At 56.8% G+C, this 26,680-nt stretch carries 23 protein-coding genes; 11 read left to right on the top strand and 12 right to left on the bottom strand.

Annotated features, from left to right (window positions below):
* Positions 1–79: 79 nt before the first annotated feature.
* Both QQL54_RS00855 and QQL54_RS00850 read right to left on the bottom strand, forming a co-directional pair.
* Positions 80–1,096, bottom strand: a complete 1,017-nt coding sequence (locus tag QQL54_RS00855; RefSeq protein ID WP_284386620.1) for a glycosylasparaginase — start codon at positions 1,094–1,096, stop codon at positions 80–82.
* Positions 1,097–1,191: 95 nt separating this feature from the next.
* Positions 1,192–4,779 carry a mechanosensitive ion channel domain-containing protein gene (locus QQL54_RS00850; RefSeq protein WP_284386619.1) on the bottom strand — a complete coding sequence of 1,196 codons (3,588 nt, stop codon included), beginning with the start codon at positions 4,777–4,779 and terminating at the stop codon, positions 1,192–1,194.
* 63 nt (positions 4,780–4,842) lie between these two features.
* On the opposite strand from QQL54_RS00850, the gene QQL54_RS00845 reads away from it, so the two are divergent.
* Positions 4,843–6,642 (top strand): ATP-binding cassette domain-containing protein, encoded by a 1,800-nt coding sequence (locus QQL54_RS00845; RefSeq protein ID WP_284386618.1) that lies wholly within the window; start codon positions 4,843–4,845, stop codon positions 6,640–6,642.
* On the opposite strand, the gene QQL54_RS00840 is transcribed toward QQL54_RS00845, so the two are convergent.
* Positions 6,639–7,244 (bottom strand): YceI family protein, encoded by a 606-nt coding sequence (locus QQL54_RS00840; protein ID WP_284386617.1) that lies wholly within the window; start codon positions 7,242–7,244, stop codon positions 6,639–6,641. The two genes, QQL54_RS00845 and QQL54_RS00840, sit on opposite strands and share 4 nt — an antisense overlap.
* A 43-nt stretch (positions 7,245–7,287) precedes the next feature.
* Between QQL54_RS00840 and QQL54_RS00835 the strand changes: the two genes are divergently transcribed.
* Positions 7,288–8,106: a PPK2 family polyphosphate kinase gene (locus QQL54_RS00835; protein WP_284386616.1), complete on the top strand. Its 819-nt coding sequence runs from the start codon at positions 7,288–7,290 to the stop codon at positions 8,104–8,106.
* 15 nt (positions 8,107–8,121) lie between these two features.
* Here the strand turns inward: QQL54_RS00835 and QQL54_RS00830 are convergent, their stop codons facing one another.
* Both QQL54_RS00830 and putA read right to left on the bottom strand, forming a co-directional pair.
* Entirely contained in the window at positions 8,122–9,789 is a 1,668-nt protein-coding gene (locus QQL54_RS00830) for a class I adenylate-forming enzyme family protein (protein ID WP_284386615.1), read from the bottom strand.
* 63 nt (positions 9,790–9,852) lie between these two features.
* Entirely contained in the window at positions 9,853–13,188 is a 3,336-nt protein-coding gene (putA, locus tag QQL54_RS00825) for a bifunctional proline dehydrogenase/L-glutamate gamma-semialdehyde dehydrogenase PutA (RefSeq protein ID WP_284386614.1), read from the bottom strand.
* A gap of 107 nt (positions 13,189–13,295) precedes the next feature.
* On the opposite strand from putA, the gene QQL54_RS00820 reads away from it, so the two are divergent.
* Together QQL54_RS00820 and QQL54_RS00815 are read left to right on the top strand one after the other, a co-directional pair.
* Complete coding sequence (locus QQL54_RS00820; RefSeq protein WP_284386613.1) at positions 13,296–14,519, top strand: NAD(P)/FAD-dependent oxidoreductase; 1,224 nt, start codon at positions 13,296–13,298, stop codon at positions 14,517–14,519.
* Positions 14,520–14,532: 13 nt separating this feature from the next.
* The gene (locus tag QQL54_RS00815; protein ID WP_284386612.1) at positions 14,533–14,829 is read left to right on the top strand and encodes a DUF1905 domain-containing protein; all 297 of its coding nucleotides are present in this window, start codon (positions 14,533–14,535) and stop codon (positions 14,827–14,829) included.
* 31 nt (positions 14,830–14,860) lie between these two features.
* Here the strand turns inward: QQL54_RS00815 and QQL54_RS00810 are convergent, their stop codons facing one another.
* Complete coding sequence (locus QQL54_RS00810; protein ID WP_284386611.1) at positions 14,861–15,229, bottom strand: hypothetical protein; 369 nt, start codon at positions 15,227–15,229, stop codon at positions 14,861–14,863.
* A 160-nt stretch (positions 15,230–15,389) separates the two neighbouring features.
* Here QQL54_RS00810 and QQL54_RS00805 point away from each other — a divergent pair, with 160 nt between their 5' ends.
* Positions 15,390–16,022 carry a chromophore lyase CpcT/CpeT gene (locus tag QQL54_RS00805; RefSeq protein WP_284386610.1) on the top strand — a complete coding sequence of 211 codons (633 nt, stop codon included), beginning with the start codon at positions 15,390–15,392 and terminating at the stop codon, positions 16,020–16,022.
* 105 nt (positions 16,023–16,127) lie between these two features.
* Positions 16,128–17,492 carry an NAD-dependent succinate-semialdehyde dehydrogenase gene (locus QQL54_RS00800; protein ID WP_348520689.1) on the top strand — a complete coding sequence of 455 codons (1,365 nt, stop codon included), beginning with the start codon at positions 16,128–16,130 and terminating at the stop codon, positions 17,490–17,492.
* On the opposite strand, the gene QQL54_RS00795 is transcribed toward QQL54_RS00800, so the two are convergent.
* The 4 genes from QQL54_RS00795 to QQL54_RS00780 are packed head-to-tail and all read right to left on the bottom strand — an operon-like array spanning position 17,489 to position 19,701.
* Positions 17,489–17,890 (bottom strand): DUF1178 family protein, encoded by a 402-nt coding sequence (locus tag QQL54_RS00795; RefSeq protein WP_284386608.1) that lies wholly within the window; start codon positions 17,888–17,890, stop codon positions 17,489–17,491. The two genes, QQL54_RS00800 and QQL54_RS00795, sit on opposite strands and share 4 nt — an antisense overlap.
* A 6-nt stretch (positions 17,891–17,896) precedes the next feature.
* Entirely contained in the window at positions 17,897–18,679 is a 783-nt protein-coding gene (locus QQL54_RS00790; protein WP_284386607.1) for a carbon-nitrogen hydrolase family protein, read from the bottom strand.
* Between the two features lie 3 nt (positions 18,680–18,682).
* A complete protein-coding gene (gene grxC / locus QQL54_RS00785; RefSeq protein ID WP_284386606.1) occupies positions 18,683–18,943 on the bottom strand; it encodes a glutaredoxin 3 in 261 nt (86 codons plus the stop codon).
* 35 nt (positions 18,944–18,978) lie between these two features.
* The gene (locus QQL54_RS00780) at positions 18,979–19,701 is read right to left on the bottom strand and encodes a ComF family protein (RefSeq protein WP_284386605.1); all 723 of its coding nucleotides are present in this window, start codon (positions 19,699–19,701) and stop codon (positions 18,979–18,981) included.
* A 20-nt stretch (positions 19,702–19,721) separates the two neighbouring features.
* Between QQL54_RS00780 and QQL54_RS00775 the strand changes: the two genes are divergently transcribed.
* Complete coding sequence (locus tag QQL54_RS00775; RefSeq protein ID WP_284386604.1) at positions 19,722–20,567, top strand: hypothetical protein; 846 nt, start codon at positions 19,722–19,724, stop codon at positions 20,565–20,567.
* On the opposite strand, the gene QQL54_RS00770 is transcribed toward QQL54_RS00775, so the two are convergent.
* On the bottom strand, positions 20,562–21,128 hold the full coding sequence (locus tag QQL54_RS00770) for a 5-formyltetrahydrofolate cyclo-ligase (RefSeq protein WP_284386603.1): 567 nt from the start codon (positions 21,126–21,128) through the stop codon (positions 20,562–20,564). The two genes, QQL54_RS00775 and QQL54_RS00770, sit on opposite strands and share 6 nt — an antisense overlap.
* 144 nt (positions 21,129–21,272) lie before the next feature.
* Between QQL54_RS00770 and QQL54_RS00765 the strand changes: the two genes are divergently transcribed.
* Genes QQL54_RS00765 through QQL54_RS00755 form a run of 3 tightly spaced genes read left to right on the top strand, consistent with a single transcriptional unit; the run spans position 21,273 to position 24,635 of the window.
* Positions 21,273–22,397 (top strand): CaiB/BaiF CoA transferase family protein, encoded by a 1,125-nt coding sequence (locus QQL54_RS00765; RefSeq protein WP_284386602.1) that lies wholly within the window; start codon positions 21,273–21,275, stop codon positions 22,395–22,397.
* Between the two features lie 3 nt (positions 22,398–22,400).
* A complete protein-coding gene (locus QQL54_RS00760; protein WP_284386601.1) occupies positions 22,401–23,195 on the top strand; it encodes an enoyl-CoA hydratase/isomerase family protein in 795 nt (264 codons plus the stop codon).
* A 15-nt stretch (positions 23,196–23,210) separates the two neighbouring features.
* Positions 23,211–24,635, top strand: coding sequence for a phosphotransferase family protein (locus QQL54_RS00755; RefSeq protein ID WP_348520688.1), 1,425 nt, complete (start codon positions 23,211–23,213; stop codon positions 24,633–24,635).
* A gap of 6 nt (positions 24,636–24,641) precedes the next feature.
* Here the strand turns inward: QQL54_RS00755 and QQL54_RS00750 are convergent, their stop codons facing one another.
* A complete protein-coding gene (locus QQL54_RS00750) occupies positions 24,642–25,796 on the bottom strand; it encodes a hypothetical protein (protein WP_284386600.1) in 1,155 nt (384 codons plus the stop codon).
* 192 nt (positions 25,797–25,988) lie between these two features.
* Between QQL54_RS00750 and QQL54_RS00745 the strand changes: the two genes are divergently transcribed.
* On the top strand, positions 25,989–26,654 hold the full coding sequence (locus tag QQL54_RS00745) for a nitroreductase (RefSeq protein WP_284386599.1): 666 nt from the start codon (positions 25,989–25,991) through the stop codon (positions 26,652–26,654).
* Positions 26,655–26,680: the final 26 nt, after the last annotated feature.

Below are 26,680 nucleotides of genomic sequence, written 5' to 3'. Positions count from 1 at the left end.
ACAGACCTTGCGCATTAAGCCAAAGCCAACGTGCCTGCCGATTGGGAATGCGAAGGGGTGCTGAAATTGTCGCCTATCCTCAGATCGGAAATTTAGAATTGCCGTCTGCTGTCTGAACAGAATAGCTAAAGCCCGCATCGTCCCATCCGGCTTGCGCTCCACCGTGATGACCATCAACCGTCACAGCCGCAATCCCCCCGCCAAATTTATAGCCCCGGTCCGTGATCCGTTTAATCGCTGCAGCCGCCGCGAGATCCGGCGGCATGCCCTGACGCATCAACTCAACCGTATGGTAGCAAGGCAGGAATCGCATCATCACATCGCCGTTTCCAGTCGCGACCGCGCCGCCAACGGATTGGTCCCCATAAGCGCCCGCACCGGGCACGGGACTGTCGCCAACCCGACCCGGAATCTTGAACTCGCGGCCATTGGTCGAACAACCGACACACAAATTACCATCGGCATCGACGGCGATAGTCCCGACCGTATCGTGGCCGCGTAAATTGTCTTCAACAAAGGGTTCAGGTTTGAACGCATCGCTGCGCTCGCCTTTTGCCTTCCATGTCTCCCACGCCTCTTGAGAGCGGAGATTGGTCAGTGAGACTTCCTCAAAGCCCATACGCACGGCAAAGCGCGTCGCGTCATCGCCCACGATCATCGTGTGCTGGGTCTCCTCCATCACCCGGCGGGCCACTGAGATCGCTTTCTTAACCCGCTTGAGGCAGCCGACGGCGCCAATATCATGGGTCGGCCCCCACAAAATCATAGCATCCAAAGTCGTTTCCCCGACTTCATTCGGCACGCCGCCATAGCCAACCCAATATTCATCAGGCAGCAATTCAACATGGTTGATCGCGACTTCGACAGCGTCGATGGACGACCCGCCCTGTTTGAGAATGTCATAGCCCAGCGCATTAGCACCGGGGCCGAAATCCCACGTTGTCAGGATAAAGGGTTGGCCAGGACCGGATCGCATTGCGGGTTCTGAGACTGCGTCGCGCGCGACCGAGCGTCCTGCCGCGCCGAAAGCCGCGAGCCCTGCTGCTGTGGCGATAAGCGTACGCCGGGACGGTTTCACTTCTATATCATCAGTCATGGTCAAGTGGCTCCATAGCGATATCGGGCAAACAAATAGGACTGATCTTAATGCCGGTACGGTGTTGACCCGCCCCCTTTAAGCGTAGTTCGGCTCTACTCGCCGCCATCGCCATCGCTCCCGCCGTCTCCATCCTCAAAGCCTGTGCCGGAGTCGCGATCTCCTCTAAATCCGGATTTCTTGGCGCGGTCAGGCGTCGATCCATCGACGTGCGCGCGACTCTTCTGGAGAAGTTCCAAGGGGCCGTCCTGTCCTCGCCAGTTTATGTCCCGCTGCGGGAACGGAATTTCAAAGCCATGCTTAGCGAGCGCCTTGTTGACCGCCGTGTGGATCTGGTGACTGACCGGGAAGCGCTCTTCAAAAGTGCGAATGAAGAACCGCAGTTCAAAGTCGAGTGAGCTATCTCCAAAACCAAGGAAGAAGGCTTGTGGGGGCGGCGTTTCCAACACTCTCTTATTGTCTTTAATGACATCAAGCATAACCTCGCGCGCTTCGTCCGTATCCGACCCATAGGCGATCCCGACCCGCACAATGACCCGCGTGACAGAATTAGACAGCGTCCAGTTGGTCACTTCTTGGCTGATTAGGTTCTCGTTCGGAATCAGGATCTCACGATTGTCCAGATCGCCGAGTGTCGTCGCGCGGATTTTAATCCGGGTCACAGTCCCGGATTTGTCTCCGATCGTGACAAAGTCACCAATCCGGATTGGGCGCTCGAACAAGATGATCAGACCGGACACAAAATTCGCGAATATTTTCTGCAAACCGATACCGATACCAATCGATAGACCACCGACAACCCATTGTAGCTGGCTCCATTGTAAGCCGATCCGCTGAAACGCGAGGACGATGCCGGTCGCCACGATGATATAGCCAAGGATTGTGACCACGGCATAGCGCGCGCCCGCATCAACGCCGACACGGTTGAGAATGAAAATTTCCAAAAAGCCCGGCAAGTTGCGCGCCGCAATGATGGTGATGGCGGCGATCACGCCTGCTTGCAAAATAGTCCATAGCGTAATGCTACGAATGATCGCCTGTTGCGTGTCCGGATCAATTTCGCCCGTGTCGATGGCTCCGATTTCAAAGCCGTCAAAGATAGAGAGCGCTGGAAGCAATCCCGACCAGATGACCCACAACATCGCGAACAGTCCCAGCACGACCAAGGTTTTGAGGAGTTGAGCCGACTGGCGGCTCATCGCTGATACATCAATCGCGTCGGTATCAATCGGCGGTGGGGGTGGCATGTCTTCGCCGCGCGCTTCCGCTTCCTGTTGTTCTAGACGCGCCTTGAGCTGCGCTTCGCGGCGCTCAATAGCCTGACGATATTTGATCTGGCGCTGGGACACGGTGATCGCCCGGCGAACGGTGCCGTAAACAATGTAAGCAAACAGGAAGAGCCAGAGCGTCGAAAACAGCCGCAGGAGAATATCAACGGCACTTTCATACCAGCCTGACCCGGCCATAATCGCCGCAAAAAGCGGCAGTCCGACAAGGATCATGGCGACCGGAATCCGGTATCGGCTGAGCCCTGTACTGACATTGGACGGACTCTGACCTCGATTTCGCCAGAGCACTAAAAAGGCGAATGTCGCCAGTGAGACGGCCGTCACGATGAAGACGGCTAGTGAGAAACCCTCATAAATATTTTCGCCGCGCATCGTCGACGTTGTGGCGAGCAGAAAGAGTGTCGTCCCGACCAGCGGGACAAACCAGCGCAGATGCGCCTGCACCGTATGGCGTAGATCTCTCGGCATCTTGAAGTGAGCCGCAAACAGAGAGCGATCGCGATCCCAATATTTCCAGGTCAAGAAAATTAGTGTGAACACGGCCAGATAAGCAAACCCATCCGACAATCCACTGACTAGAAGATCGCGATTACTCGATGCGCCGAACAGAATGGACAACAGAGCGAAAAACACTGGCCAAGGTAATGCTAGCATTACACCAGAGCCTATCACAGCGGGTGTGTGCCACAGACTATCCTGCTTCACCCGACCAACAAGTTCAGCCCGTTCGCGAATATCGCTCATCAGTGTGGGGCGAAGTCGATAGGCGAGTGCGATCGCCAAAACGAAGAACAGCACAACCGGCCAAAGCCGAATAGCTTCGCGAGTCAGCGCAGCCCCTGTCGTCGCAATATGATCCGGCGAAAACAGTTCGACGGCACCCAGCCCAACTTTGGCGGGCCACCCCAGATCAATCGCCGGGACGCTCGGCACCCAGAGTAGATTCTCATCCAACAAGGTCCGGAGCTCCTGGGTTTGTTTAACCAATTCATTTTGAGCGGTCTGCAATTCCGCAACAGCATTGATCCGACCGGTCGCATTGGCGGCGATTTGTCGGAGGAAGGCGCGTCTTTGTTCTGCCAATTGGATCACAGCTTCCGCGGCTGTGCTGGAGAGCGGCGGCAAGGTCGGATCCGCGTCGCGAGCTTCGGCCAGTAGGGATTGCGGATCAACGCCGCCAATCGGCAGATCGCGAAGCTGTTCCTGCGCAACAACGCGCTGCCGGGTCAGGCGCGACAAAACCCGTTGCGTATTGCGAAGATCGCCCTTGAGCTGTGTTGATGATGGCAATTGATTACCCAGGCGGCGCAACGTTGCCCCGGCTTCGCGGTCAAGTTGCCCTAAGCTAACCAGTTCAGTGGCCGCCGTCAGATCATTCTGTACATTGGCAGAGTACCCTCGAACGGCTGCCAAACTGCGGGACGTTTGCGCTTCCTCAGCCGCCATATCAGTGAGCATTTGCGCGAGACGAAGATTTTCTGCGGACATCTCGGCTAACAAAGCATGGTCGTCGATAAGACTATCCGCAAAATCCTGAGCCCTTTGCGCTTGAGCGCGAGCTTCGACAACTTTGCGCTGACCCGTCAAATTCTGCAGCGTCAAAATATCTTCGGTCAGCACCTCAGCGCGCAGTTCCGCCAGACTTCGCCTTGCAGAGACAATTTCTTGTCGGAGAGGAAGGCTGGCTATTTCAGCTTCAAGCGCACTGATCTGACGGCGCAAGAAAAACTCTCTGGCGCGCAGTGCTTTACGGCGGGCATCGCCCACTTGATCCAATTCACCCAAACCTAGCGCTGTGAGCGATGAACTGACCTCGCCCAACTGGGTTCGTGCCGTGTTGAGCTCGCGCGGCGCAGCCGTGAGTCGGGCCCCAATATCCGTCGCCTGCAGGCGGTATCCTTCTAGCTCAGCTTGAAGAGCCCGAAGCTCGCTCTCTTTGGTCAGCAAAACTTGCTCAGTCGCAAACATGGCGGCTTCGCCGACAAGCGTTTCTTCCGCGTCCATTGGCACACGTTCATTGATGACCGTCTGCAGCGCGGCCTGTTCCTCACGAAGCTGTTCAAGCGTGACCTGTCCGGTCTCGAAGTCATTCACAAACCCGCTTGCGATCTCAGCTTGGCGGGCGGCGTCTTCGAGCCGGTCGATGGCCGTCGTCAAAGAGGTCCGCAATTGCGTGCGCTGCTCTTCTGTAAGGTCAGCAACAGCGTCCCCCTCGGCTTCTTCTGCGGCGGTCAATGCATCAAGTTCGGCGCGGAGAGATTGAGTCGTGAAATCTGGCGCAGCCGCAGTCGTGGCAGGCGTATCTTGCGCAACCCCGTCCTGAACCAAGACGAGGCTTGTCAAAAGCAGCGTACAAGCCACCCAAAACAACCGAACTGTAGCAGACCAACCCATAAGACCTGTTTTCGGTCTTTCGCCCGCATTGTAAAGACAAAGCTCCCGAACTAGATGCCCGTCATGGCCGAACCGCCCCTCATAACGATTCAGTCGGCCTCGCTGACCTTTGGTGGCACGCCGTTGCTGACCGATGCGTCGCTCTCCGTCTTCGCCCGCGACCGTGTCTGCTTGGTCGGGCGTAACGGATCCGGTAAATCTACACTGATGAAAATCGCGGCCGGATTGGTGGAGCCAGATGACGGCGAGATTATTCGTCAGCCCTCTGCCAATGCTCGCTACCTGCAGCAGAGCCCCGATCTATCTCGCTTCAAAACTGTGCTGGATTACATTGAAGATGGTTTGGTCGGTGCGGATGGATCAGCGCGCATTCCCTACCTGCTCGACGCACTCGGCCTGCGCGGCACGGAAGAACCTGATAATCTCTCCGGGGGGGAGATGCGGCGCGCCGCGCTCATCCGCGCACTCGCGCCTGACCCAGATGTGCTGCTGCTCGACGAACCGACCAACCATCTCGATCTACCCGCCATTGAATGGTTGGAAGGCGAGCTGGCGCGCTCTCGCGCAGCCCTTGTGCTCATCAGTCATGACAGGCGTTTTCTGGAAACCCTGTCCCAGCGCGTTGTCTGGCTCGACCGCGGCGAAACCAAAGAGCTCGACCAAGGGTTCGCCCATTTTGAGGAGTGGCGCGATACAGTTCTGGAACAAGAAGAACTCGACCGTCACAAGCTCGCCCGCAAAATCCACCGCGAGGAACATTGGGTCACACATGGCGTGTCCGGTCGACGCAAGCGCAATGTCCGTCGCCTCAAAGAATTAGGCACGCTCAAAAGCACGCTGAAATCGGCGACAGGACCGCAGGGCAACGTCTCGATCACGGTCAGCGAAGCGGACAAATCGGCCAAACGCGTGGTCGAAATGAAAAATGTGTCGTTCAGCTATGGGGAACGCACCATCGTCGAGGACCTAGACTTACGCGTTATGCGCGGGGAGCGGTTAGCACTGCTAGGCCCCAACGGGTCCGGCAAAACCACCCTGCTTAAGCTCATGACGGGCGGGCTGCATGCTGACTCAGGCACGATCCAACTCGGCGATAATTTGGAACCACTGGTGATCGATCAGTCGCGCGCTAGCCTCGATCTGGAGATGAGCCTGCGCGACGCCATGGGTGACGGCAATGAAGCCGTCATCGTCAACGGGAATCCGGTGCATGTCATGCGTTACATGAAGGATTTTCTGTTCCGCCCGGAACAAGCGACCACGCCGCTGCGCGCCCTCTCCGGCGGTGAAAAGGCGCGGGTTCAACTTGCCCGGGGTCTGCGCCTACCGAGCAATCTTCTGATCCTCGACGAGCCCACCAATGATCTCGATCTGGAAACGCTCGATCTGTTGCAAGACATGGTCGCGGATTATCCTGGGACCGTCATTCTGGTCAGCCATGATCGGGATTTCATCGACCGGCTCGCCGCCCGAACGCTCGCTTATGAAGGCCCCGCCAATTGGCAGCTTTATCCCGGCGGCTATTCCGACATGGTTCGTCAACGCGGCAAAGGCGTCGAGGCCCGCGAGGGAACATCCAGCAAGGGAAAGAAGAAAAACGCGGCCGCCCCTCGTAAGGGCCGGGCGGAAAAACTGAGCTACAAAGACACTTACCGACTGAAGGTCCTCCCCGAAGAAATGGAGACCCTCCAAGCGACGATCAAAGCGTTGACGGCTGAGATGGCCGATCCCAATCTTTACAGCCGCAATGCGGCGCGTTTCGAAACAGCTTCCCAAGAATTAAGTGCCGCTACTGACGCATTAGACGCGGCTGAGATGGAATGGTTGGAGCTTGAAGAAAAGCGTGAGGCGTTGGACGGCTAAGATCGTTTCTGCGCAACGACAGTGATATCCAAACTCACGGCCCGGCTAATATATTGGTCCGTGTCCCATGGCGCTTCACCGACGCCCCACTGGGTCCGATCCAGCACCGTCGTTGAGCGCATCTCAGTTTTACCGTCCATTTCCTGCAGGGAGAAAGGCAAGGAGAGCGGTAGAGTTTTTCCTTTCAGACTCAGTTTGCCGTCGGCAATATAGCCCGCGCCATCAGCCCGAATGGCATCACTCTCAAATTTCGCGACGGGAAATGATTTCATATCGAACCAAGCCTTACCTGGGGCGCTACTCTCTCGGTCGGCATTCCCTGCGCTAAAGGAGGCGAGCGGAACGTCCACGCGCACCCTCGCCGTCTCCAGCACCGCCGGATCGAAGAATATCGCGGCCGTAAACTCTGTAAATTCGCCCTCGAACGGTGCGCCTTCCTGCTCAGCGGTAAAGCCCAGCCGACTTTCGGAATAGATCACATCATAATTGGTCTTCATGGCAGGCACGTCCGCAACAGGACTTGCCTCCGGCGAAGAAGCCGATGGGCTACAGGCCCAGAGACCAACAAAGGCGGCACAGGAAGCAAGGATGACGAAGCGCATGACCTCTGCTAGCGCTCTCGGACGATCAAGCCAAGGACCCTGCATGCCTCACCCTGACTCACCCTTCCTCGCCGTACCCGGTCAGCCTTTTGATCTATCGGACCGCGCGACCGTTGCTGATGTCTTCGAAAGCCGAAGTGAGGCGAAGGCCGTGGCTCAAGAATGCGGTGAAGCGATTTCTGAACTGGCGCATAAACTCTATGCGATGGCCGGAACCAAAAAAGGACCCAAGGTTCTGATCCTATTACAAGGGATGGATACGTCCGGAAAAGACGGCACAACCAAAGCCCTGTTTCGCCACACACCGCCGCTTAATGTTCGAGTCAAACCTTTCAAAGCTCCGACTAAACCTGAACTCGCGCGGGATTATCTCTGGCGCGTCCATGAAGCGGTTCCAGCCAAGGGCGAAATTGTTGTCTTTAATCGTTCCCATTATGAGGACGTTCTGGTCGTTAAAGTCCGTGAGTTCGCAGATGCCGAGACGATTGAGCAACGCTACGCCCAAATCAACGACTTCGAACGTCTACTGGTCGAAAGTGGGACAGTGATTCTGAAATTCATGCTCCATATCAGTCATGACATGCAGGGCGAACGTCTGCGCAGTCGGCTCGAAAACCCCGGCAAGCGTTGGAAATTCAATCCCGGCGATCTTGATGATCGCGCGCTATGGCCCGCTTTTATGGACGCTTACGAAACGATGGTGCGCCGCACGTCAACACCAGACGCACCTTGGTATGTCATCCCGAGCGATGACAAAAAAACCCGCAACGCGCTGATCACGCAGATTGTGCGAAAGTCGCTGGAGAGTATGGATCTCCATTATCCTGACCCCGGCCACCGACCGGGTGATTACGAGATCTAGACTGCGCTCGTCCTGTCATCCTGTCACCGCGGCCCGCATCTTTTTCTTGTCGATCTTACCGACTGGCGTGAGCGGGATTTCGTCAAGAAAGTGGACGTGTTTGGGCGCTTTATAAGGTGCCATATTAGCCCGAATCCAGCTCATCAAGCGACCTTCAGCCTCAACGTTTGACCCCTCGCTCTCAGGGCTCCGTTGCACGAAGAGATGCACAATATCATTACCGGGACGGGCTTCATCCGGTGCGCCCACGATCGCGCTTTCGGCCACGTCGGGGTGGGCTTTGAGTTTGTCTTCGATCTCAACGGAAAAAACCTTGAACCCGCCAACCACAAGCATGTCTTTGGCGCGGTCGCACAAGAAAATATAACCGTCTTCATCCATATAGCCGACGTCGCCGCTATACATGTATCGAACGCCGTCGATCTCGCGCAGAGCGCGGGCGCTTTCTTCCGGCAAACCGAGATAGCCTTTCATAATCTGGGGGCCTGACGTCACAATCTCACCCGGTTCGCCGATCGGCATCTCTTTCGTGCCTGTCTCAACATCCATGATCCGGACATCGACCCCCGGCATGGGAATGCCAATGGAGCCAACCTTATAACGACTAATCGGGTGATTGACGTAGCAGGGGCCGGTTTCCGTCATGCCAAACACATCGGCGAATTTGCCCGTCCCGATAACATCGGACAGCGCATTATAGGTCGTGCGGGTCAGCGGGGCTGCCCCAGATTTGGCCGTCTTTAATCCCGAAAAATCAACCTCTCGGAACCCTGGATGAGCGAGCAACATATCGTAGAGCGCGGGCACGGCCCCCAGCCGAGTCGGCGGGACTTCTTTCATCTGCCCAACGAAATGGTCAATATCGCGTGGGTTGGGGAGCAGCAGCGACTGCGCGCCAAACATCAACGCGCCGGCGAGAAACGATAGACCGGCAATGTGGAAAAACGGAAAAGCCGAGGCAAACCTCTCTGCATATACGACGTTTGGCGGGTCCATCGCTGCGACCAGCACAGGATTGAACATCAGGGTCTTGTGCGAAATCTCCGCGCCCTTGGGCCGCCCCGTTGTGCCGCCCGTATATTGGATCATGAACGTATCTTCAGGATCGATCTCGACTTGCGTAAAACAGTCCGACTGCCCCTTCACCAAGGATTGATAAGTATGGCTGTTTACGCCCGGAAGAGAGACGGGTTCAATATCGGGCGCGCCGAGCCAGTCACCTGCACCGACACTCATGACGTGACGCAGCCCTTCCGGCACGCCTGTCATAGCCAACAGAGTCGGGGCAAAATCCGACAAGGTCACCAGCACCGAAATGCCCGCATCATCGATTTGATGGACTAGCTCCGGCGGCGCCAGCAAAGGCGATACGCCAGACCCGCGCGCGCCGAGTTTCGATACAGCGATGAGCCCGATGGCATATTGCGGAATATTCGGCATGTGAAAGCCGACCGTATCACCGCGCCCGACACCCAGATCAGACAGAGCATTGGCGAGGCTATTTGAGGCGCGGTTCAACTCGTCATAATTTATCGTTTTGGAAAAATAGCGAAAAGCGGGTGCATCCGGCTTGTCAGCGGCGTGACGTTCAACATGCGCGCCCAGAGGCAAACCATCAAAGTCTGGGATGACGACCCCCAACTCATCATGCAATTTCATCCAAGGCCGCGCCCGATCCGCCATTTACACTCTCCCGCTTGTCTTTTCCTCCGCATGCCAAAGCGAAGGCCACAGGAGCAAGGATTATTAGGTCGCCGCCAGAAGCTGCGTGTTCCCACCGGACGCTGTCGTGTCGATGCAAACATGTTCTTCCCGAATTAACATCAGCGGATCGTCGGACACGATCAGCGGCAAGATCGGACCATCTCGCTCAGCCAGCGCGACCCGACAGGCGCGCTGGCCCTCGGCTGACCCCCAATATATCGCGGCAGCGAAACCCTGCAGCGTTCGCAAAGCGTCTGGAGCAATCGCAAGCGGCACAGCCGTATTTCCGTAAGCCTCAGCCAAGACGATCTGCGCTGCACGGTTTGCGTCACCCGGACCCATGCACAAAACTTTGCCCTTGGCGTAGAGCGACAGTCGGTTGCTTTCCCCGGTTGGCCCCGGAAGATCCGTCGTAGAGAGCGGGTCAAGCCGAGCCGATGGCGCCGCGTCGACCACAGATTGCGGGTCCAGTGTCGGCGCTTCTGAATAATCGTCGCGGCGGACATTTTGTCGGGTGAAACGCGCGACATAATCTGGACCGCCCGCCTTCGGGCCGGTCCCGGACAGGGCCGATCCGCCAAAGGGTTGCACACCAACGACCGCGCCAATTTGATTGCGGTTGATATAGATATTCCCAACCCGCAGCGCGCGCTTAGTCTCTTCGACCCGTCCATCGATCCGCGTGTGTAGACCAAAGGTCAGCGAATAATCGCGCGCGTTAATGCGTTCAATAATGCTCGGAATATCTTTTGCTTCAAAGCGGGTCACATGCAGAACGGGGCCGAACACTTCACGGGACACATCAGCATAACCGTCCACTTCAATCAGGGTTGGCGGCACAAAAAGGCCTACATCCGGAATATCGAGCTGGAACAGCGGGTCATGCTCGGCGATGTAATCGAAAAGCCCTTTTCGCGCACGCTCATCAATCACAGGGCCAACATCAGTAGACAGATCCCACGGATTGCCCATGCGCAACTCCGCCATCGCATCCTTCAGCAAGCGCACGAAGGGATCATAAATATCGCTCTGCACGAACAAGACTCGCAGCGCTGAGCAGCGTTGCCCGGCACTCTGAAAGCTAGACGCAAGCACATCGCGCACCGCCTGTTCGGGCAGAGCCGTGCTATCGACAATCATGGCATTGATCCCGCCCGTTTCCGCGACAAGCGGTGCGGCGGGGTCGAGATGCTGCGCGGCGGAGCGGTGAATGGCCTGCGCCGTCGCGGTCGAGCCAGTGAAAACAATGCCGTCAATGCGGGGATCGGACGTTAGGGCCGCCCCAACGACGACGCCTTCGCCGGGCAAAGTTTGCAGCGCGGTTTCAGGCACGCCGGCATCATGCAAGATCTGCGTCACGCGCATGGCGATCAGCGGCGTGCTTTCTGCTGGCTTGGCGATGACAGCATTACCTGCGGCGAGCGGTCCGGCCACTTCGCCGATAAAGATCGCGAGCGGGAAATTCCACGGCGCGATCGCAGCAACTATGCCAAGCGGTGCTGCATCATCACTGGCGAAGCTGGCATAGTAGCGTAGAAAATCTGCGGCTTCGCGCAATTCCGCAATCGCGTCTTCTGCTGTCTTCCCGGCTTCGCGGGCGAGGAGTGCGAGCAATTCGGGGGCCGTCGCTTCAAGCCCATCAGCCGCAGAAATAAGAATACTCGCACGGGTCGAAGCCTCTGCAGACCACGGTTTTGCGCGCGTAATAGCTGCATCAACACCAGCTTTGGCAACGAAGGTCACAGATCCAACAATCTCAGACGGGTTCGTGGGATTGGTGATGGAGACGCCCTCACCGAAGCTCCACTGCGTATCTCGAAAGCGGTCGCGTGCGCTCATCAAGACGGCCTTGGTTGACACGTCGCGCAGATCATAACCGGAACTATTGGCGTGCGGCTCTGTCGTGTCCTTGGGCCTGGGCAGCGTAGTCGCACGATCATCCTCGAACGGATCAGTGATGATCTCATCAATCGTCACGTCCTTGTCCGTCACTTTGGAGACAAAGGAACTATTGGCCCCATTCTCCAGCAGACGGCGCACCAGATAGGCCAGCAAGTCGACATGTTCGCCAACCGGGGCATAGATGCGCACCGGGCGGTCGAGTGTTTCGCGTAGGTAAGCGTGCAGCGCCTCGCCCATCCCGTGCAGGCGCTGAAATTCGTAACCGGATTGGTCCTCGCCAGCGAGCTCTAGAACCGCCGCAACCGTATTGGCATTATGCGTGGCAAATTGCGGGTAGAGCGCAGGGCGATGAGACAGTAATTTCTCGGCACACAAAGCGTAATTGCGGTCTGTGTCGGCCTTAGTTTCAAACACAGGATAGCGGGCAAGCCCCATAACTTGGGCGCGTTTAATTTCCGTGTCCCAATAAGCGCCTTTGACCAGACGCACCATCAATCGGCGACCGGTATCTTCGGCTAGTGCTGCGACCCAGTCGATCACGGCGGGACTGCGCGTGCCGTAAGCCTGCACAACAAGACCAAGACCGTCCCAGCCTTCGAGATCAGGATGACGGGCCAACGCCTCGACAATACTCAGATTAAGCTCCAGCCGTTCGCTTTCTTCGGCATCAATGTTGAAGCCCATGCGAGCGCCCACCGCGAGCTTGGCCAGTGCGGTCACACGCGGCAGAAGCTCAGCCATGACCCGGTCTCGCTGGAATTCATCATAGCGGGGATGGAGCGCCGAAAGTTTGACCGAAATGCCGGGATTGTCGGCAATGTCATCGCTGTTGCAGCGGGCGGCCAAGGACCGGATCGCCGTTTCATAATCTTGATAATATTCGAGCGCGTCCGGCGTGCTCATCGCTGCCTCGCCAAGCATGTCATAACTATAGCGGTATTTGGACGAGGAGCGTTTGATCGCGCCTCCAATAGTTTCGCCCAGCACGAACTGACGGCCCATCACCTTCATCGCTTCGCGCACAGCCCGGCGGATCACTGGTTCGCCGAGCCGCTTGATCATGCCGCCGAGCGTTTTGTGAACCGGCGTTTGTTCGTCCAGCACCCGTCCCGTTATCATCAACGCCCAGGTCGAACTATTGATGAGAGAACTGCTACTTTTACCCAGATGCCGCCCCCATTGCGACGGCGCGATCTTATCTTCGATTAGATCATCCATCGTCTCCTGATCCGGAACACGCAGCAGCGCCTCCGCTAAACACATCAGCGCTACGCCCTCATCCGTTGAGAGGCCATATTCAGCCAACATCATTTCCATCAGGCCGGGTTTGGAGCCTTCGCGCAAATGAGTGACGAGGACGTGGGAACGAGTTTGAATATGCGCGCGCAACTCTACGTCGTTCAAGCGCGACTCAGCTGGAAGTGCGGCGGTTGTTTGGTGAGCTTGTTGGCGAATTTTGACGCGATATGGATGCATGATGGCCCTCTATCCTGCATGAGTCCGATTTGTCGCCATCCTTCCTTGTCCAGAATGGGAAAGTCCTTGCTTTGATTGACGCTGACGAGGCTGCTAGAGACGTGCCCATGCCCGAAACCCATACGCTTATCATTGGTGCGTCGCACGCTGGCGCACAGGCCGCCGTCAGCCTGCGCCAAGCGGGATATGAAGGCCGCATCACTCTGCTCGGCGAAGAGACAGTTCCACCCTATCACCGCCCACCTCTGTCCAAGGATTACCTGTCCGGGAATAAGGTCGAAAGCGAGATCCTGCTCCGCCCGGCGGAGAGTTATGCTGAGGCCAATATCGATTTGCGCCTCGGCGTTCGCGCCGGCGCCATCGACCGCAAAGCCAAAACCGTCCAGACAATCGATGGCGACCATATCGCTTATGATCATCTTGTCTTGGCAACAGGCGCGCGCATTCGCCACCTACCCATTCCGGGCGCTGATAGTGTTCATGTCCATTATCTGCGCGACACGAAGGATGTCGATGCAATCCGCGCGCGCGTTAAGCCCGGAAAACGCGCCGTCATTATTGGCGGTGGTTATATCGGTCTGGAAACAGCGGCCTCTTTGCGCAAACGCGGCATGGACGTCACCCTATTGGAAGCTCAGCCCCGCATTTTGCAGCGCGTAACCAGCGAGCAAATGAGCGATTTCTATCGTCGTGTTCACACTGAGGAAGGCGTGGAAATCATTGAGGATTGCATGGCATCTAAGATCGCCGCGAGCGACGATCAACTCACCGTCACGACCTCCTGCGGCGGGCGCTATGACGCGCATCTAGTCGTGATCGGCATCGGCGTCATCCCCAATACGGAACTAGCGGAATTCGCCGGGCTGGAGATCGGTGACGGCATCAAGGTCAACGCCTATTGCCAGACCTCCGACCCGACTATCTACGCGATCGGCGATGTCAGCCACCACTATAATCCGCTTTATGAGCGCCATGTCCGTTTAGAGTCTGTGCCCAATGCAACAGAACAGGCCAAAGTGGTCGCCGCCCACATTGTCGGAACCCTCAAACCCTATTCCGCCCTACCTTGGTTCTGGTCAGATCAGTTCGATTTAAAGCTTCAGATCGCCGGGTTGTCTGAGGGCTTTGATGAGATTTTGGTGCGCGGTGATCCCGATGGATCGCGCAGTTTCGCCGCCTATTATTTCAAGGGCGCACGCTTATTAGCAGTCGATGCCGTTAACGCACCGCGTGATTTCATGGTGGCGAAAATGGCGCTGTCCAAAGGCAAGACATTGGATAAAACCAAATTGTCTGGACCTGATGCAGACCTCAAATCAGCGGTCGTTTAAGTTTGGCACGGCCATGATCGAGTTTGATTTTCGTGCGCCACTTTGGCTCTGGAAGCCGGAGGGCAGTTGGCACTTTATCTCTGTCCCGGAAGAACCGTCTGCGGCCATTCGGGCTTTCGCGCCTGAAGCGAAACGAGGTTTCGGTTCCGTTCGTGTCCGCGTCCGGATTGGGGACACGCATTGGCAGACCAGCGTCTTCCCTGACAAAGAGAGCAGATGCTATTTCCTGCCGATCAAAAAGGCGGTCCGGATCGCCGAGAGTCTCACCGTAGGTAGTGAGGCCGATGTGTCTTTGGAAATTGTGATGTGAGATCGTTTGCCGACCATGGTCGAAGAGCAGTTTAGATCGTTCCGACTGGGGTTATGTCTTCATCCGATTGGCGCAGCGTCTGATAGGCACCGTTGGCCTGTAAGGCGACATCGGCCTGATCGGGCTCTTCCGGTTCCAAGACCTCATCAAGTCCTTGAGGCGCCTCCAACAGTATGACGGGTGCGCGATCATCCGAACTCATATCTTGCGATGTTTTTGACTCGTTTGAATCCGACTCCAGCTCGAATGGTCTGGCGGACATATCGGGCAATTTGAGGGTTTCGGACGCTGCATCAACGGATGCGTCCGTAGCAATTGCGCGATTATCCTTCCGGGCCTTACGAGACTTCGTCACGAAGGCAGGCGTAGGGGTAATCAGCTTTGTCGGTATGGAAAACACCGCATGCGCTCCTTTCCCCCAGCGGACACTGTGGTCCATCCAGATTTCCAGAATGTAAAAGGATAGCGTTAAGAAAGTGGCAAGGATTATGGACTCGGCAAGCCAGGTAGGCTTGCAAGAGATACTTAGCGGCGATTGCCGAACAGACGTAGGTATAGGCATGAAATCTTACACTTTCCTTTCTGTCAGTGCGGTCGCTCTGACTGTTCTGGGGTCCTGCACGACGACACCTGTACCCGACACTCCGATCAAGCCGGTCACTCGTCTCGCAATGGATCTGGAAGGCACCTATAATCGCGCAGTCAGCGATGCCGCTGAACCGCTGCGCGACCGCCGCATCCGACTGTCCCCGCTCGGTGCGGGTGAGTGGATTTATTATCAGGTCAACGAAGGGGCGGATCTAGAAAATGTGTATCGCCAGCGGGTCCTGCAGTTACAGGCCCGTGATAACGGAACGATTGCCCAAGTGGCCTACACACTAAAGACGCCCGAGCCTTTCCAAGCTCTAGACGCTCCGCTTAGCGCGCTGACACTGTCAGATCTGGACATCACTTTAACAGAGGGCTGCGAGATGATCTGGATTGAGATGCCAAACGGTTGGGCCGGACGCGTTGACCCGGGTCGCTGCGTGATTTTTTCTGATAGGCGGGACACAAACATGCGCATTGGCTCGCGCGCGGACCTCATCGGCAACCGTCTACGCCAAGCTGAGTCGGGCTATGATATGGATGGTGTCCGTCTCTGGGGCTCCGAAGACGGCGAATGGCTGACGCTTTATCGGAGAAGCCAGTAACCCAATGAAATGAACCTTTTTTCGGAGCCTCTTGCAGCCTCAAGCCGTAAGTAGGACAGAAAGGCCGTCGCCGTTATGTCGGTCGGCGGAACGCTTAGAGGTTTCATCATGATCGCCACCACGAATCCTGCGACCGGAACCGTCGAACGGGAATTCACGCCTCACACTGATGCACAGGTTGATCTAGCGATTGCCAAGTCAGTCGTGGCGTTTGAAGCCTTGAAAGACACCACCATTGCACAGCGCGCAGAGTGGATGAATAAAGTCGCCGACCTGCTAGAATCTGATGCGCTTGTTTTTGGGCGTTTGATGACGTTGGAAATGGGCAAGCCACTCTCCCAAGCGGTTGGCGAAGCCAAGAAATGCGCGACCGCCTGCCGCTATTACGCGGACAATGCGGAGGCCATAATGGCCGACGAAACTGTCGACACGGAAAAGACGAAGAGCTTCCGGCGTATCCTCCCACTCGGCCCTGTCCTGGCCGTCATGCCGTGGAACTATCCATTCTGGCAGGTCATCCGCTTCGCGGCACCAGCTCTAATGGCAGGCAATACAGGCTTGCTGAAACATGCGTCCAATGTCCCGCAATGCGCGCTGGCGTTGGAAGAATTATTCACCCGCGCAGGCTTTCCGGACGGCGCGTTCCAGACGCTATTGATTGGCGGGAGTAAGGTCGAAGCGATCTTGCGCGATCCGCGTGTGCGGGCAGCCACCCTCACCGGATCTGAGCCAGCAGGCGCATCGGTTGCCAGTATTTGCGGGGATGAGATCAAGCCGACCCTTCTTGAACTGGGCGGCTCCGACGCCTTTATTGTCATGCCGAGCGCTGACATGGACGCTGCGGTCAGTGTTGGGCTGGACTCTCGGACCAAGAATAATGGGCAGAGTTGCATCGCCGCTAAGCGTTTCATCGTGCATGCCGATGTCTATGATAATTTTCGCGATGCGATGAAGACCGCGATGGAGGCGCTCATCATCGGTGATCCGATGGAAGATGACACAAATATCGGCCCGCTCGTTAACGAAGACGCTGTCAAAGACCTCACCCACCAAGTCGAAAACGCGCTGTCTCAAGGCGCGCGTCGCGTGACGGGCGCGGAAGCGATTGATCAAGACGGCGCGTGGTTCAGACCCGGTATCATTGAGGGGGTGACTGAGGGTATGGACGCTTACAGCCAAGAACTATTCGGCCCCGTCGCCATGTTGTTCAAAGTCGATGATCTGGACGCGGCAATCACCCTCGCGAACGATTCATCGTTCGGATTGGGGTCAGCGATCTTCACGCAAGATAAAGCTGAGATAGAGCGCGCCTTTACAGAAATTGAGGCGGGCGGAACCTTCGTCAACACTATGACCGCGTCCGACCCGCGTTTGCCTTTTGGCGGTATTAAACGGTCCGGATATGGCCGCGAGCTAGCGCGGGAAGGTTTGCTCGCCTTCTGCAATGTGAAGACGTGCGTGGTCGCTTAATTCAGCTTCTTCTTCGCCCGTTTCGGATCGAGCGCATCCGGAATAGGGAGCGCGGGAATGCCCTCTTCGATCATGTCTTTCGCCTGTTGCGGCGTTGCCTTGCCGTAGATTCCGCGGGATGGTTTTTCGCCGTAGAACATAGCCCGGGCCTCAGACGTAAAATCCTCGCCGACATCATCGCAATTTGTCGCAATTTCGGTTCGGATGGCCTCAGCTATAGCCGCACTCTTGTGTGAACTCCGCACGGCAGGGGCCATAATCGCTTTCTCGACGTCTTTGCTTCCGCATTCCGGACAGACCAACAACCCGCTTTCGGCCTGATCATCATAATCAGCGATAGAACCGAACCAGCCTTCAAACGGGTGATCCTTCGCGCATCTGAGCTCATATTTGATCATGTCGGTCTAGCGCTGCCGCCACGCTGGGATGCGAGCCCGTGCATCTTCGACCGCTTTACCATCGATCTCGATTTCCAAAATGCCCGGTGCGTCGTGATCTAAAATCCCTGCCACCTCGCCCCATGGCGCAATTGCCATTGTGCGCCCCCATGTGCGGCGACCATCATCATGCCGCCCGCCTTGCGCCGGCGCGAGCACCCAAGCTCCGCTCTCAATAGCGCGGGCGCGCAGCAAGGTTTCCCAATGGGCTTTGCCGGTTGCACGCGTGAAAGCAGACGGCGCCGTGATGATGTCGACACCCTCTTTAGCGTATCCAGAATAGAGTTTCGGAAAGCGCAGATCGTAACAGATCGACAGGCCGAGGCTCAGATCACCGATCTGAGTCATCGTCGGCGTCTCACCTGCCGCATAACTATCGCTCTCACGGTAACTTTCTCCGCCCGGCAGAGCCGCCTCGAACAGATGGATCTTGTCGTAGCGCGCAACGATCTCACCCTTTGGGTCAATCAGTAAAGAACGGTTCGCAATTTTGCCGTCGTCACGCAGCACCGCCGCGGAACCAACGAGCAAGTGAATGCCACTGCCTTTTGCCAGTGATTGATACGGGGCGGCGGTCTGAGACTCCGGCCTGACAGCGGCCATCAACGCAGCCCGTTCCTTTTGAAGCAGCGGCGTCATTTCTGGAGTCAGCACGAAGGCCGCATCCGTCTCCGCGACCATGCCCGCGACCGTTTGAAAGTTCGCGTCCGGATCAGTTCCGGAGGTAAGCTGCAGGAGAGCTGTTTTCATCCGTTATGCGGCCAACATGGCGTCCAGCTTGCCCGCGCGTTCCAACGCGGCCAGATCATCCGACCCGCCAATATGTTCCCCATTGATGAAGATTTGCGGAAACGTGTTCCGCCCATTGGAACGCTGATTCATCTCAGCACGCTTAACTTTGTCATTCGCGGCGGGAATATCGATGATTTTGACGCCCTTCTTGTCGAACAACGCCACAGCGCGGATACAGAAGGGGCAGAACATCTTAGTATAGACTTCGACTTTAGCGGACATGAAAGGGCCTTTAAGAGGGTTGCTTTAGGCTGAATTTAGGGGGCCGGGAGCGGCTTTACAACGCGGGCAAGACAGACGGCATCAACACGCGCCGCTCCCGCCCGTTTCAAGGTTCGAGCGCAGGATTCTAGCGTTGCCCCCGTCGTCATCACATCATCCACGAGGACGAGCCGCCTACCCTTGATTTTTTGAGGGTCGGCCACAGTAAATGCCCCCTGCACATTGCGCCGTCGACCCGCCGCCGACAGCCCGCCTTGGCTCGGCGTTCGCCGCGCGCGCAGCAATATATGCGCCTCCATCGGCACTTCACAGCGCTGAGACAGAGCCCGCGCCAGCAAGGCCGATTGGTTGAAGCGTCGCTGCATCAGGCGAAATCGGTGCAACGGCACAGGAACAATGACGTCTGCATGGGAGAGCGCAACCCGGCCAGCCCGGTGCATTTGTGCCGCGAAAGCCTGTAATCTGTCCGTATGGCCACCATGTTTGAACGCCAGAACCATAGAGCGAGAAGCCACATCATATTGCAGGGCCGACCGAGCCGTCGCGTAAGCCGGGCGTCGCGCCAAACAGGCGGCGCAAGCCAGATCAAAGGCACTGATCCCCATAATTTGATGGTCGAACGGATAGCCGCAGGACGCACAGCAAGGATCATCCAAGAAAGTCAGTTCGGCGAACAGTGCGGTGTCGTCAGTCGGCGGCAGGACCGTATCAATCGCCCATCGTCCCATTTCGCGCAGCTGTGATTGCCAGACTCCCACGCGCAGACTATCGCGCGCCTATGTCCGGTTCGCAAGATAAAGGCCCGCCCGTCACTCTGTTTGACGAAACCACGCAATCATTGCGGGTCGCGCGCGCGCGCAGACGACAAGCTAAGGTAACACCCTTTCTTCTGGACCGCGTGATCGACGACCTGTCTGACCGTGTGCAGGACGTAAACCGCACCTTCACCCGCGCGTGCCTGATCGGGCCATTTGATTGGCGCGAACAGATCACAGCCTATCTGCCTGCGGCGAAGCAATTCGAGACGTTTGATCACCTCGAAGCTCCAGGCGGCAAAGATTATGACCTTGTCATTAGCCTGCTGCACATCCAGTCGCTCAACACGGTTGGCGGTTGGATGCAGGCAGCGCGCGCCATGTTGGTGCCGGATGGCCTGTTTTTAGCCTGCCTGATCGGCGGGACGAGCTTGGCCGAGTTGCGCCACGCCCTTTATGCCATTGATACCGAAGCGCGCGGCGCGCCGACCCCGCGCATTCATCCGATGATTGAAGTGCGCGCCGCTGCGCAGCTGCTGGGTCATGCGGGCCTTGCTATCCCCGTCACCGATTCAGATCGCTTCACCGTCCATTACCGAAAGATCGAGACACTGGCCGGAGACTTACGTGATCTGGGCCTGACCAATGCGCTCACGGATCGCGACAAGCGCATCTCTCCCCGCTTACGCGGTGATATTGAAACGGCTCTCAGACCAGCGAAGGGCGAACCCATGGCTGTAAGCTGGGAGATTGTCTGGATGACAGGCTGGGCGCCGCATGAAAGCCAACAGAAACCGCTCAAGCCTGGGTCGGCCAAAATGGGGCTGAATGACGCGCTCAAATCGATCAGAGATGGCCAAAAATCATAGGTGGGTCGTAATCAGCCCGTTCTCGGTCAGGATGTAATCTAGCGGAATATCCGTCTTCTCCTTGGGCAAGAGTTTGACCATCTGACCCGCATAGGCGATCCCGACGGAGCGCAGGCTGGGCTGTTCCACCTTGAGGGCCGCCAGCGTGGCATCGTAATAACCGCCGCCATACCCAAGCCGGTCTCCGTCACGCGTAAAGGCCAGCAGTGGCACCAGCACGACGTCCGGAAGCAACGGACCCGACCCGTCACTGGGCGCACCGACCGGATGACGGGTCCCAAACGGACCGCGCTCCATCTCACACTCTGGTGTCCAGCGACGAAAGCTGAGGCGAAGCCGGTCACGCGGTGTCACAGGTAGAACAATGGGATGGGTTTGGGACAAGCGCTTCAACAGAGGACGCACATCGACTTCATTCTGGATCGGCCAGTACCCAGCAATGACGGCGGATGGTTCCATCCCCGGCCAGTTGCGGATGAAGTCATTCGGATTGGCTGACAGTTTCGCTCGAATGGCCTTGGCCCGCTCCCGCGCCTGCGCCTTACGCGTCGCGATACTCATGCTCGCGCCTGCGCGCTTATATCCATCTTCGTCATGGGAGTTGTGTCTATGGCCCTTCCACCAAAAACGCCAGATGCATCACACAACCGATAATCCTACCGCCACGTCTTGCCGCCTCCGCCCCATTTGCGCATGAGCGTCTCTATGAGCAAACCCCTATCAGGCTACCGCATCATCGAACTCGCTGGGATTGGACCCGGACCCTATGCGGGGATGTTGCTCGCTGACATGGGCGCGGATGTGGTACTGGTGAACCGTCCGGGCTTTGCTGTCCCGACGGTTCATGACCGTGGCAAAAGCTCGATCACGATTGATTTGCGCCAGCCCGATGGGGCAAAAGTTCTGCTGGATCTGGTCGCAGAATCCGATGCGCTGATCGAAGGTTTAAGACCCGGGGTGGTCGAGCGGCTCGGCATCGGCCCAGAGGACTGTCATGCCGTCAATCCGAAGCTGGTCTATGGTCGGATGACGGGTTGGGGCCAGACCGGACCATGGGCGAAAACAGCCGGGCATGACCTCAATTATATCTCAATCACAGGCGCACTCGCCGCGATGGGTAAAAAGGGCGAACCGCCCACACCTCCACTTAACCTGATCGGCGATTATGGCGGCGGGACGATGTTCCTCGTCACCGGGATGCTCGCCGCTTTGCTACAGGCCGAACGCACCGGCAAAGGCGAGGTCGTTGACGCCGCTATGATTGACGGGGTGAATAGCATGATGAGCATGTTCCACAGCCTCGCCGGGCTCGGTCAATGGACACCGAACCGTGAAGCCAATCTGCTGGACGGCGGCATGCCGTTTTACCGTTGTTACGAAACGTCTGACGCTAAGTTCATGGCTGTCGGCTGTATCGAACCAAAATTCTTCGCCGAATTTCTGAACCTGATGGAGATAGATCCCGACACATTTGGTGGCCAAATGGATAAGCGCGAACATGCCGCACAGCACACAAAGCTAGAAGCGGTTTTCAAAACTAAGACACGCGATGCATGGGCCGCGATTTTTGACGGAACAGAAGCCTGCACCTCCCCGGTGCTCGACTATGTTGAAGCGGCGGATCACCCGCAAAATCGCGCGCGCGGCGGGCTCACAAAACACGGACCCTATATCCATCCGCGCCCGGCCCCTGTGTTTGGGGGCGATTTTGAATTCGCAGATCCAGTGCTGCCGCAAATCAATAGCGGGCGCGACGCGATTACCGCTCTGCTCGGTTATGACGCAGCCAAAATCGCTGAACTTATCCAGTCCAAAATCCTTGTGGAGTAGATCATGCCCGATACGAAACCTGACCTTGTCGCTTATGAAACGGATGATCATGTCGCCATCATCACGCTGAACCGCCCAGAGGCGATGAACGCTATGAATAAGGCGGTTCGGGACGCGCTCGGTGACGCGCAGGCGAAGGCGGAACATGACGATAATATTCGCGTCGTGGTGCTAACCGGATCGGGCCGCGCCTTTTCGTCTGGCACGGACCTCAAAGAATTTATCGGCGGGCAGTCTGATCATGGCAAATTCGACAATTCGATCCGGGATTACAAACCGCTGGTCGACGGCGTGGCCAAATCAAAGAAGATTTACATCGCTGCGATCAATGGGTTTGCGGGCGGCGTAGCGCTCGGGCTCGCGCTTGGCTCGGACCTCGCCGTCATGGCGGATGATGCAACTATTTTTTCGCCTTTCATTGGCATCGGCCTCGTCCCAGATGGCGGGGCGAGTTGGTTTTACCTCCGTCATCTCGGATATAAACGGGCCTTCGCCGCGATGGCTGAAGGTACACGGCTGGACGCACAGACCTGCCTCGATATGGGCATGGTCAATAAAGTCGTCCCGGCGGCGGATTTGCGCGACGAAGCCGTGGCATGGGCACAATCGCTGGCCGAAAAAGCCCCGCTCGCTCTGCAATCCCTCAAGATAATCATGCGTGACGCGGCGACGTCCAGCCAAGAGCAGACGGCTCGTGTGGAGTCTGAACATCAGATGATGATGGCCAATAGCGAAGATAGCCAAGAAGGAATCATGGCATTTGTTCAAAAGCGAAAACCGGAATTTAAGGGCAGATAAACGAGCTGGCGCCAAATTCAGAGAGCGAGCTCCATCATCTTTATAGAGGGCGAAACCATAATCGATCTGACCCAAGCCCTGTCTTCCGCCCTCAGCGCGCCGATCACTAATCTGCACCGCCTCACCGCAGGTGCATCGATGGAAAGCTGGGCGTTTGAGGCGGGTGAAGACCCTCTGATCTTGCGCCGCGCCCCTGGCGGTGCGCAGACCAATACAGGCATTAGCGGCATCCCACTGGAGACTGAGGCCACCCTTATCGAAGCCGCGCGAGCCAATGGCGTAACAGCCCCCCAAGTCCGGCATGTCTTCGCGACCAACAGCCCGATCGGTGCTGCCTATGTCATGACCCGCTTACCGGGTGACGCGTTACCGCAACGCCTGTTCAAGCAGCCAAGCCTCGCCGCTATACTGGATCAACTCCCCAATCGACTGGCCCGAGAACTGGCGGCGATCCATGCGATCCCACTGGCGGCATTACCAGACAATGTTCCAACGGCTGGCGCAGCCGAGCTGATCGAGAGTTATCATGCCGCCTACGCGACCATCGGCGAGCGCCGTCCTGTCTATGATCTAGCGTTTCACTGGCTCCGTCAAAATTGCCCCGAACCCTTTGCGTCAAACTGTCTTGTTCATGGCGACTTTCGCATGGGGAATTTATTGATTGATGAGACCGGACTCACGGCCGTGCTGGACTGGGAAATCGCGCATCTGGGCGATCCGCATCAGGATCTCGCTTACATCTGTGCGCCAAGCTGGCGCTTCGGGCGGCGCGATAAAATTGTCGGCGGGATTGGCGACATTGAGCCCTTTCTAGGCGCTTATGAAGCCGCGTCCGGACATAAAATTGACCCAGACCGCTTCCGCTTCTGGCGTGTTCTGACGACCCTGTTCTGGGGCTCAGCCTGTATGACCATGCTTGGCGATTGGCGTGACGGTACGGAACGCACGATTGAGCGCGCGGCCATTGGGCGTCGCATTAGCGAGGTCGAGATCGATCTATTGCTACTCCTGTCCGACATCGAAGACATTGAGGCGAAGCCCCTTCCCCCGATCACGATCCCGTCACGCGATGAGCCGTCAGGGCAGACTAGTCTCGCAGAAATGATCACGGCCGTCGCCGAATGGAACGACACGGAGGTCACGCCCAATGCCAAAGGCCGCGACCGTTTCCAGTCGCGCATTGCCGCCAACTTGCTGGCGCAGCTCTCACGAGAAGCGCGAATGGGCCGGGACTTCGCCTTTGCCCGGCGCGACCGGCTCAAAACGTTACGTTTGATGCCAGACGCCCTGAGTCATGGCCTCACGGATGGCAGTCTTGATTGGCACGAACCCGCCCTGTTCGACCATCTGCGCCTCTCCGTCATGGAACGCCTATTGATCGACCAACCGAACTATCACGGCTTGGTAGAGGCACAGCAACGCTGGATCATACGAGACTGAGCTAGATCAGTCTGTGTTACTGAACATATAGCTATAGTCTTTCCCCGTCGCTGACAGGGCTGCTGCAACAAAATTGTCAATGACCTCTTGTTGCGTTGTTGCGGTCGGCTGCTTCGCAATGGCGGCCCAGAAAGCCGTATAGGCATCGTAACTATATCCGGAATCCTTATAGACTTGGAACATGAGAGCCGCACCAAAATCGGTGACGCCCCAATCATTGGGGTTATCAGGGGCTTTCTGAGCCCCTAATGTATTTTGCCAATTCAGGCTGCGGTCATTTCGATAGCGATCATAAAGGTCATAAAGAATTGAGCTCCGGAACTCGTCATAGCTCATATTGCGGAAATCCGCGCCATCGACGTTAACATAATCCATGGATTGGAAACGGTTCAGGATCGCAAACCCAGTCGCAAAAGCATGAGGGATTGCGTTCAACTGATCATTATAGAACCAGAAGTTCCGGCCTAGTTCGTAAAAAACTGCTTGGCTGTACCGGTTGTTTGCCGCCACCTCATTATAAAGCGCGTCGAATGTCGTTTCGGTCAGCTCAATGCCTGTACTGCCGAGATATCCACACCCTGCACCGCACGTCTCTCCATCGCCAACTTCAGCGATAGACAGATGACCATTATAGACTTTGCGATGCGTTGGAGACCGCCCCGTAGTCTGCTGGTAGAATTCATAGGCTTGGTCGAGAACTGCGACGATGGCGGACATTACGATAGGATCAGCTTCACGGGATGGGGATACTAAAACCGCGACATTCTTACCCTCCCAAGGCGTCAGCGTTACGGCCTTCCCATTAAACGTCGTGTATTGGAATGCCCCCTGCGCCGAGAGAACAGGAACTGAGCAGCTCCATGTGTAGGCATCCTGTCGGTTTCCAAGTGATGCGGTCGAGGTGTTTCCGTAAACTGTCTGACAATCCCGGTTAAGATCAAAACTATGCTGTTGCCCACTTCCGTCGATGCAGCGCCATGAATAGGCATCTTGTCTAATGAGTAGAACAGCATGGGCGTCGGCACCCTGATTGGCTTTACATATCTGATTCAAATTAAGGGGTAAGGTTGGCTCAGACGCAAACGCCGAACCACCCGAGTGAAGCAGCAACCCTAAGACACCCAGCATTATGGCCAGAACCCAACGGACAAACTTGATCATGAAACCCTCCCAATACAATCTTTAGTTACTTACTCTTATAATACATTTTAATCTATTATAAAGATAGAAGTCGAGGGTGCGACAATTCCAACCAAACTGCTCAAAGACTAAAAATCTAACACATGGTCGATAGGTATCGCTTCTAGGAAGGTGTCCTTTGCAGCCCAAGTGTAGTCACGCTATGGCCCCGTCATGACAACACACACGGCCGACCTTCTTAATAATCGCTACTCCGCCCGGGGTTTCAGACCCGATCCGGTGCCACAGGATTTGCTCGACAAGATTTTTGCGCAGAGCCTTAAGGCCGCTTCCAACTGCAATACTCAGCCTTGGCACGTCATGGTGGTGAGCGGCGACATGCGCGACACAGTCTCCAACGCGATGCTGGCCGAAGTGATGAGCGGCAAAGGCCCGTCACCTGAGTTTGAATGGAACGTCAAATACCAGGACGAGCATAAGGACCGCCAATGGGGTTCGGCCATGGCGCTTTATGGCGCGATGGACATCGCGCGCGAGGACAAGCCCGCCCGGATGCAGGCGATGGGTCGGAACTGGCAGTTCTTCGGTGCCCCGCACGGCGCATTCTTCACCATGGAAAAATATCTTGGCATTATGGGCGCGGTCGACGTTGGCATCTACGCACAGACGCTCTCTCTACTGCTGGAAGAGAACGGTATTCAGTCCTGTATGCAGGGCGCGCTGGGACAGTTTCCAGGGCCCGTTAAAAAGCTGCTAAACATTCCCGATAGCCGTGGCATCCTATTTGGGATGAGCTTTGGCTATGCTGACGATCACCCCGCCAATAAATGCCGTACAGATCGGGTTGAGCTGAGCGAGGCCGTGCAGTTCTTCAGCTAAACACAGGCTATGGCTCAAACAAAAAG

The organism is Algimonas ampicilliniresistens, assembly GCF_030159955.1.
Classification (GTDB): domain Bacteria; phylum Pseudomonadota; class Alphaproteobacteria; order Caulobacterales; family Maricaulaceae; genus Litorimonas; species Litorimonas ampicilliniresistens.
Note: the sequence above shows the minus strand (reverse complement) of the source record. Positions and strands in the feature narration are given on the sequence as shown.

Bases quoted from the DNA above. Each gene is read 5' to 3' on its own strand.
- QQL54_RS00760 (WP_284386601.1), top strand. From the start codon at position 22,401: ATGCCCGATACGAAACCTGACCTTGTCGCTTATGAAACGGATGATCAT.
- grxC (WP_284386606.1), bottom strand. From the start codon at position 18,943: ATGTCCGCTAAAGTCGAAGTCTATACTAAGATGTTCTGCCCCTTCTGT.
- QQL54_RS00830 (WP_284386615.1), bottom strand. From the start codon at position 9,789: ATGGCGGATCGGGCGCGGCCTTGGATGAAATTGCATGATGAGTTGGGG.
- QQL54_RS00795 (WP_284386608.1), bottom strand. From the start codon at position 17,890: ATGATCAAATATGAGCTCAGATGCGCGAAGGATCACCCGTTTGAAGGC.
- QQL54_RS00750 (WP_284386600.1), bottom strand. From the start codon at position 25,796: ATGATCAAGTTTGTCCGTTGGGTTCTGGCCATAATGCTGGGTGTCTTA.
- QQL54_RS00840 (WP_284386617.1), bottom strand. From the start codon at position 7,244: ATGCGCTTCGTCATCCTTGCTTCCTGTGCCGCCTTTGTTGGTCTCTGG.
- QQL54_RS00835 (WP_284386616.1), top strand. From the start codon at position 7,288: ATGCCTCACCCTGACTCACCCTTCCTCGCCGTACCCGGTCAGCCTTTT.
- QQL54_RS00775 (WP_284386604.1), top strand. From the start codon at position 19,722: ATGTCCGGTTCGCAAGATAAAGGCCCGCCCGTCACTCTGTTTGACGAA.
- QQL54_RS00815 (WP_284386612.1), top strand. From the start codon at position 14,533: ATGATCGAGTTTGATTTTCGTGCGCCACTTTGGCTCTGGAAGCCGGAG.
- QQL54_RS00805 (WP_284386610.1), top strand. From the start codon at position 15,390: ATGAAATCTTACACTTTCCTTTCTGTCAGTGCGGTCGCTCTGACTGTT.
- QQL54_RS00855 (WP_284386620.1), bottom strand. From the start codon at position 1,096: ATGACTGATGATATAGAAGTGAAACCGTCCCGGCGTACGCTTATCGCC.
- QQL54_RS00850 (WP_284386619.1), bottom strand. From the start codon at position 4,779: ATGGGTTGGTCTGCTACAGTTCGGTTGTTTTGGGTGGCTTGTACGCTG.
- QQL54_RS00820 (WP_284386613.1), top strand. From the start codon at position 13,296: ATGCCCGAAACCCATACGCTTATCATTGGTGCGTCGCACGCTGGCGCA.
- putA (WP_284386614.1), bottom strand. From the start codon at position 13,188: ATGCATCCATATCGCGTCAAAATTCGCCAACAAGCTCACCAAACAACC.
- QQL54_RS00790 (WP_284386607.1), bottom strand. From the start codon at position 18,679: ATGAAAACAGCTCTCCTGCAGCTTACCTCCGGAACTGATCCGGACGCG.
- QQL54_RS00765 (WP_284386602.1), top strand. From the start codon at position 21,273: ATGAGCAAACCCCTATCAGGCTACCGCATCATCGAACTCGCTGGGATT.
- QQL54_RS00845 (WP_284386618.1), top strand. From the start codon at position 4,843: ATGGCCGAACCGCCCCTCATAACGATTCAGTCGGCCTCGCTGACCTTT.
- QQL54_RS00745 (WP_284386599.1), top strand. From the start codon at position 25,989: ATGACAACACACACGGCCGACCTTCTTAATAATCGCTACTCCGCCCGG.
- QQL54_RS00770 (WP_284386603.1), bottom strand. From the start codon at position 21,128: ATGAGTATCGCGACGCGTAAGGCGCAGGCGCGGGAGCGGGCCAAGGCC.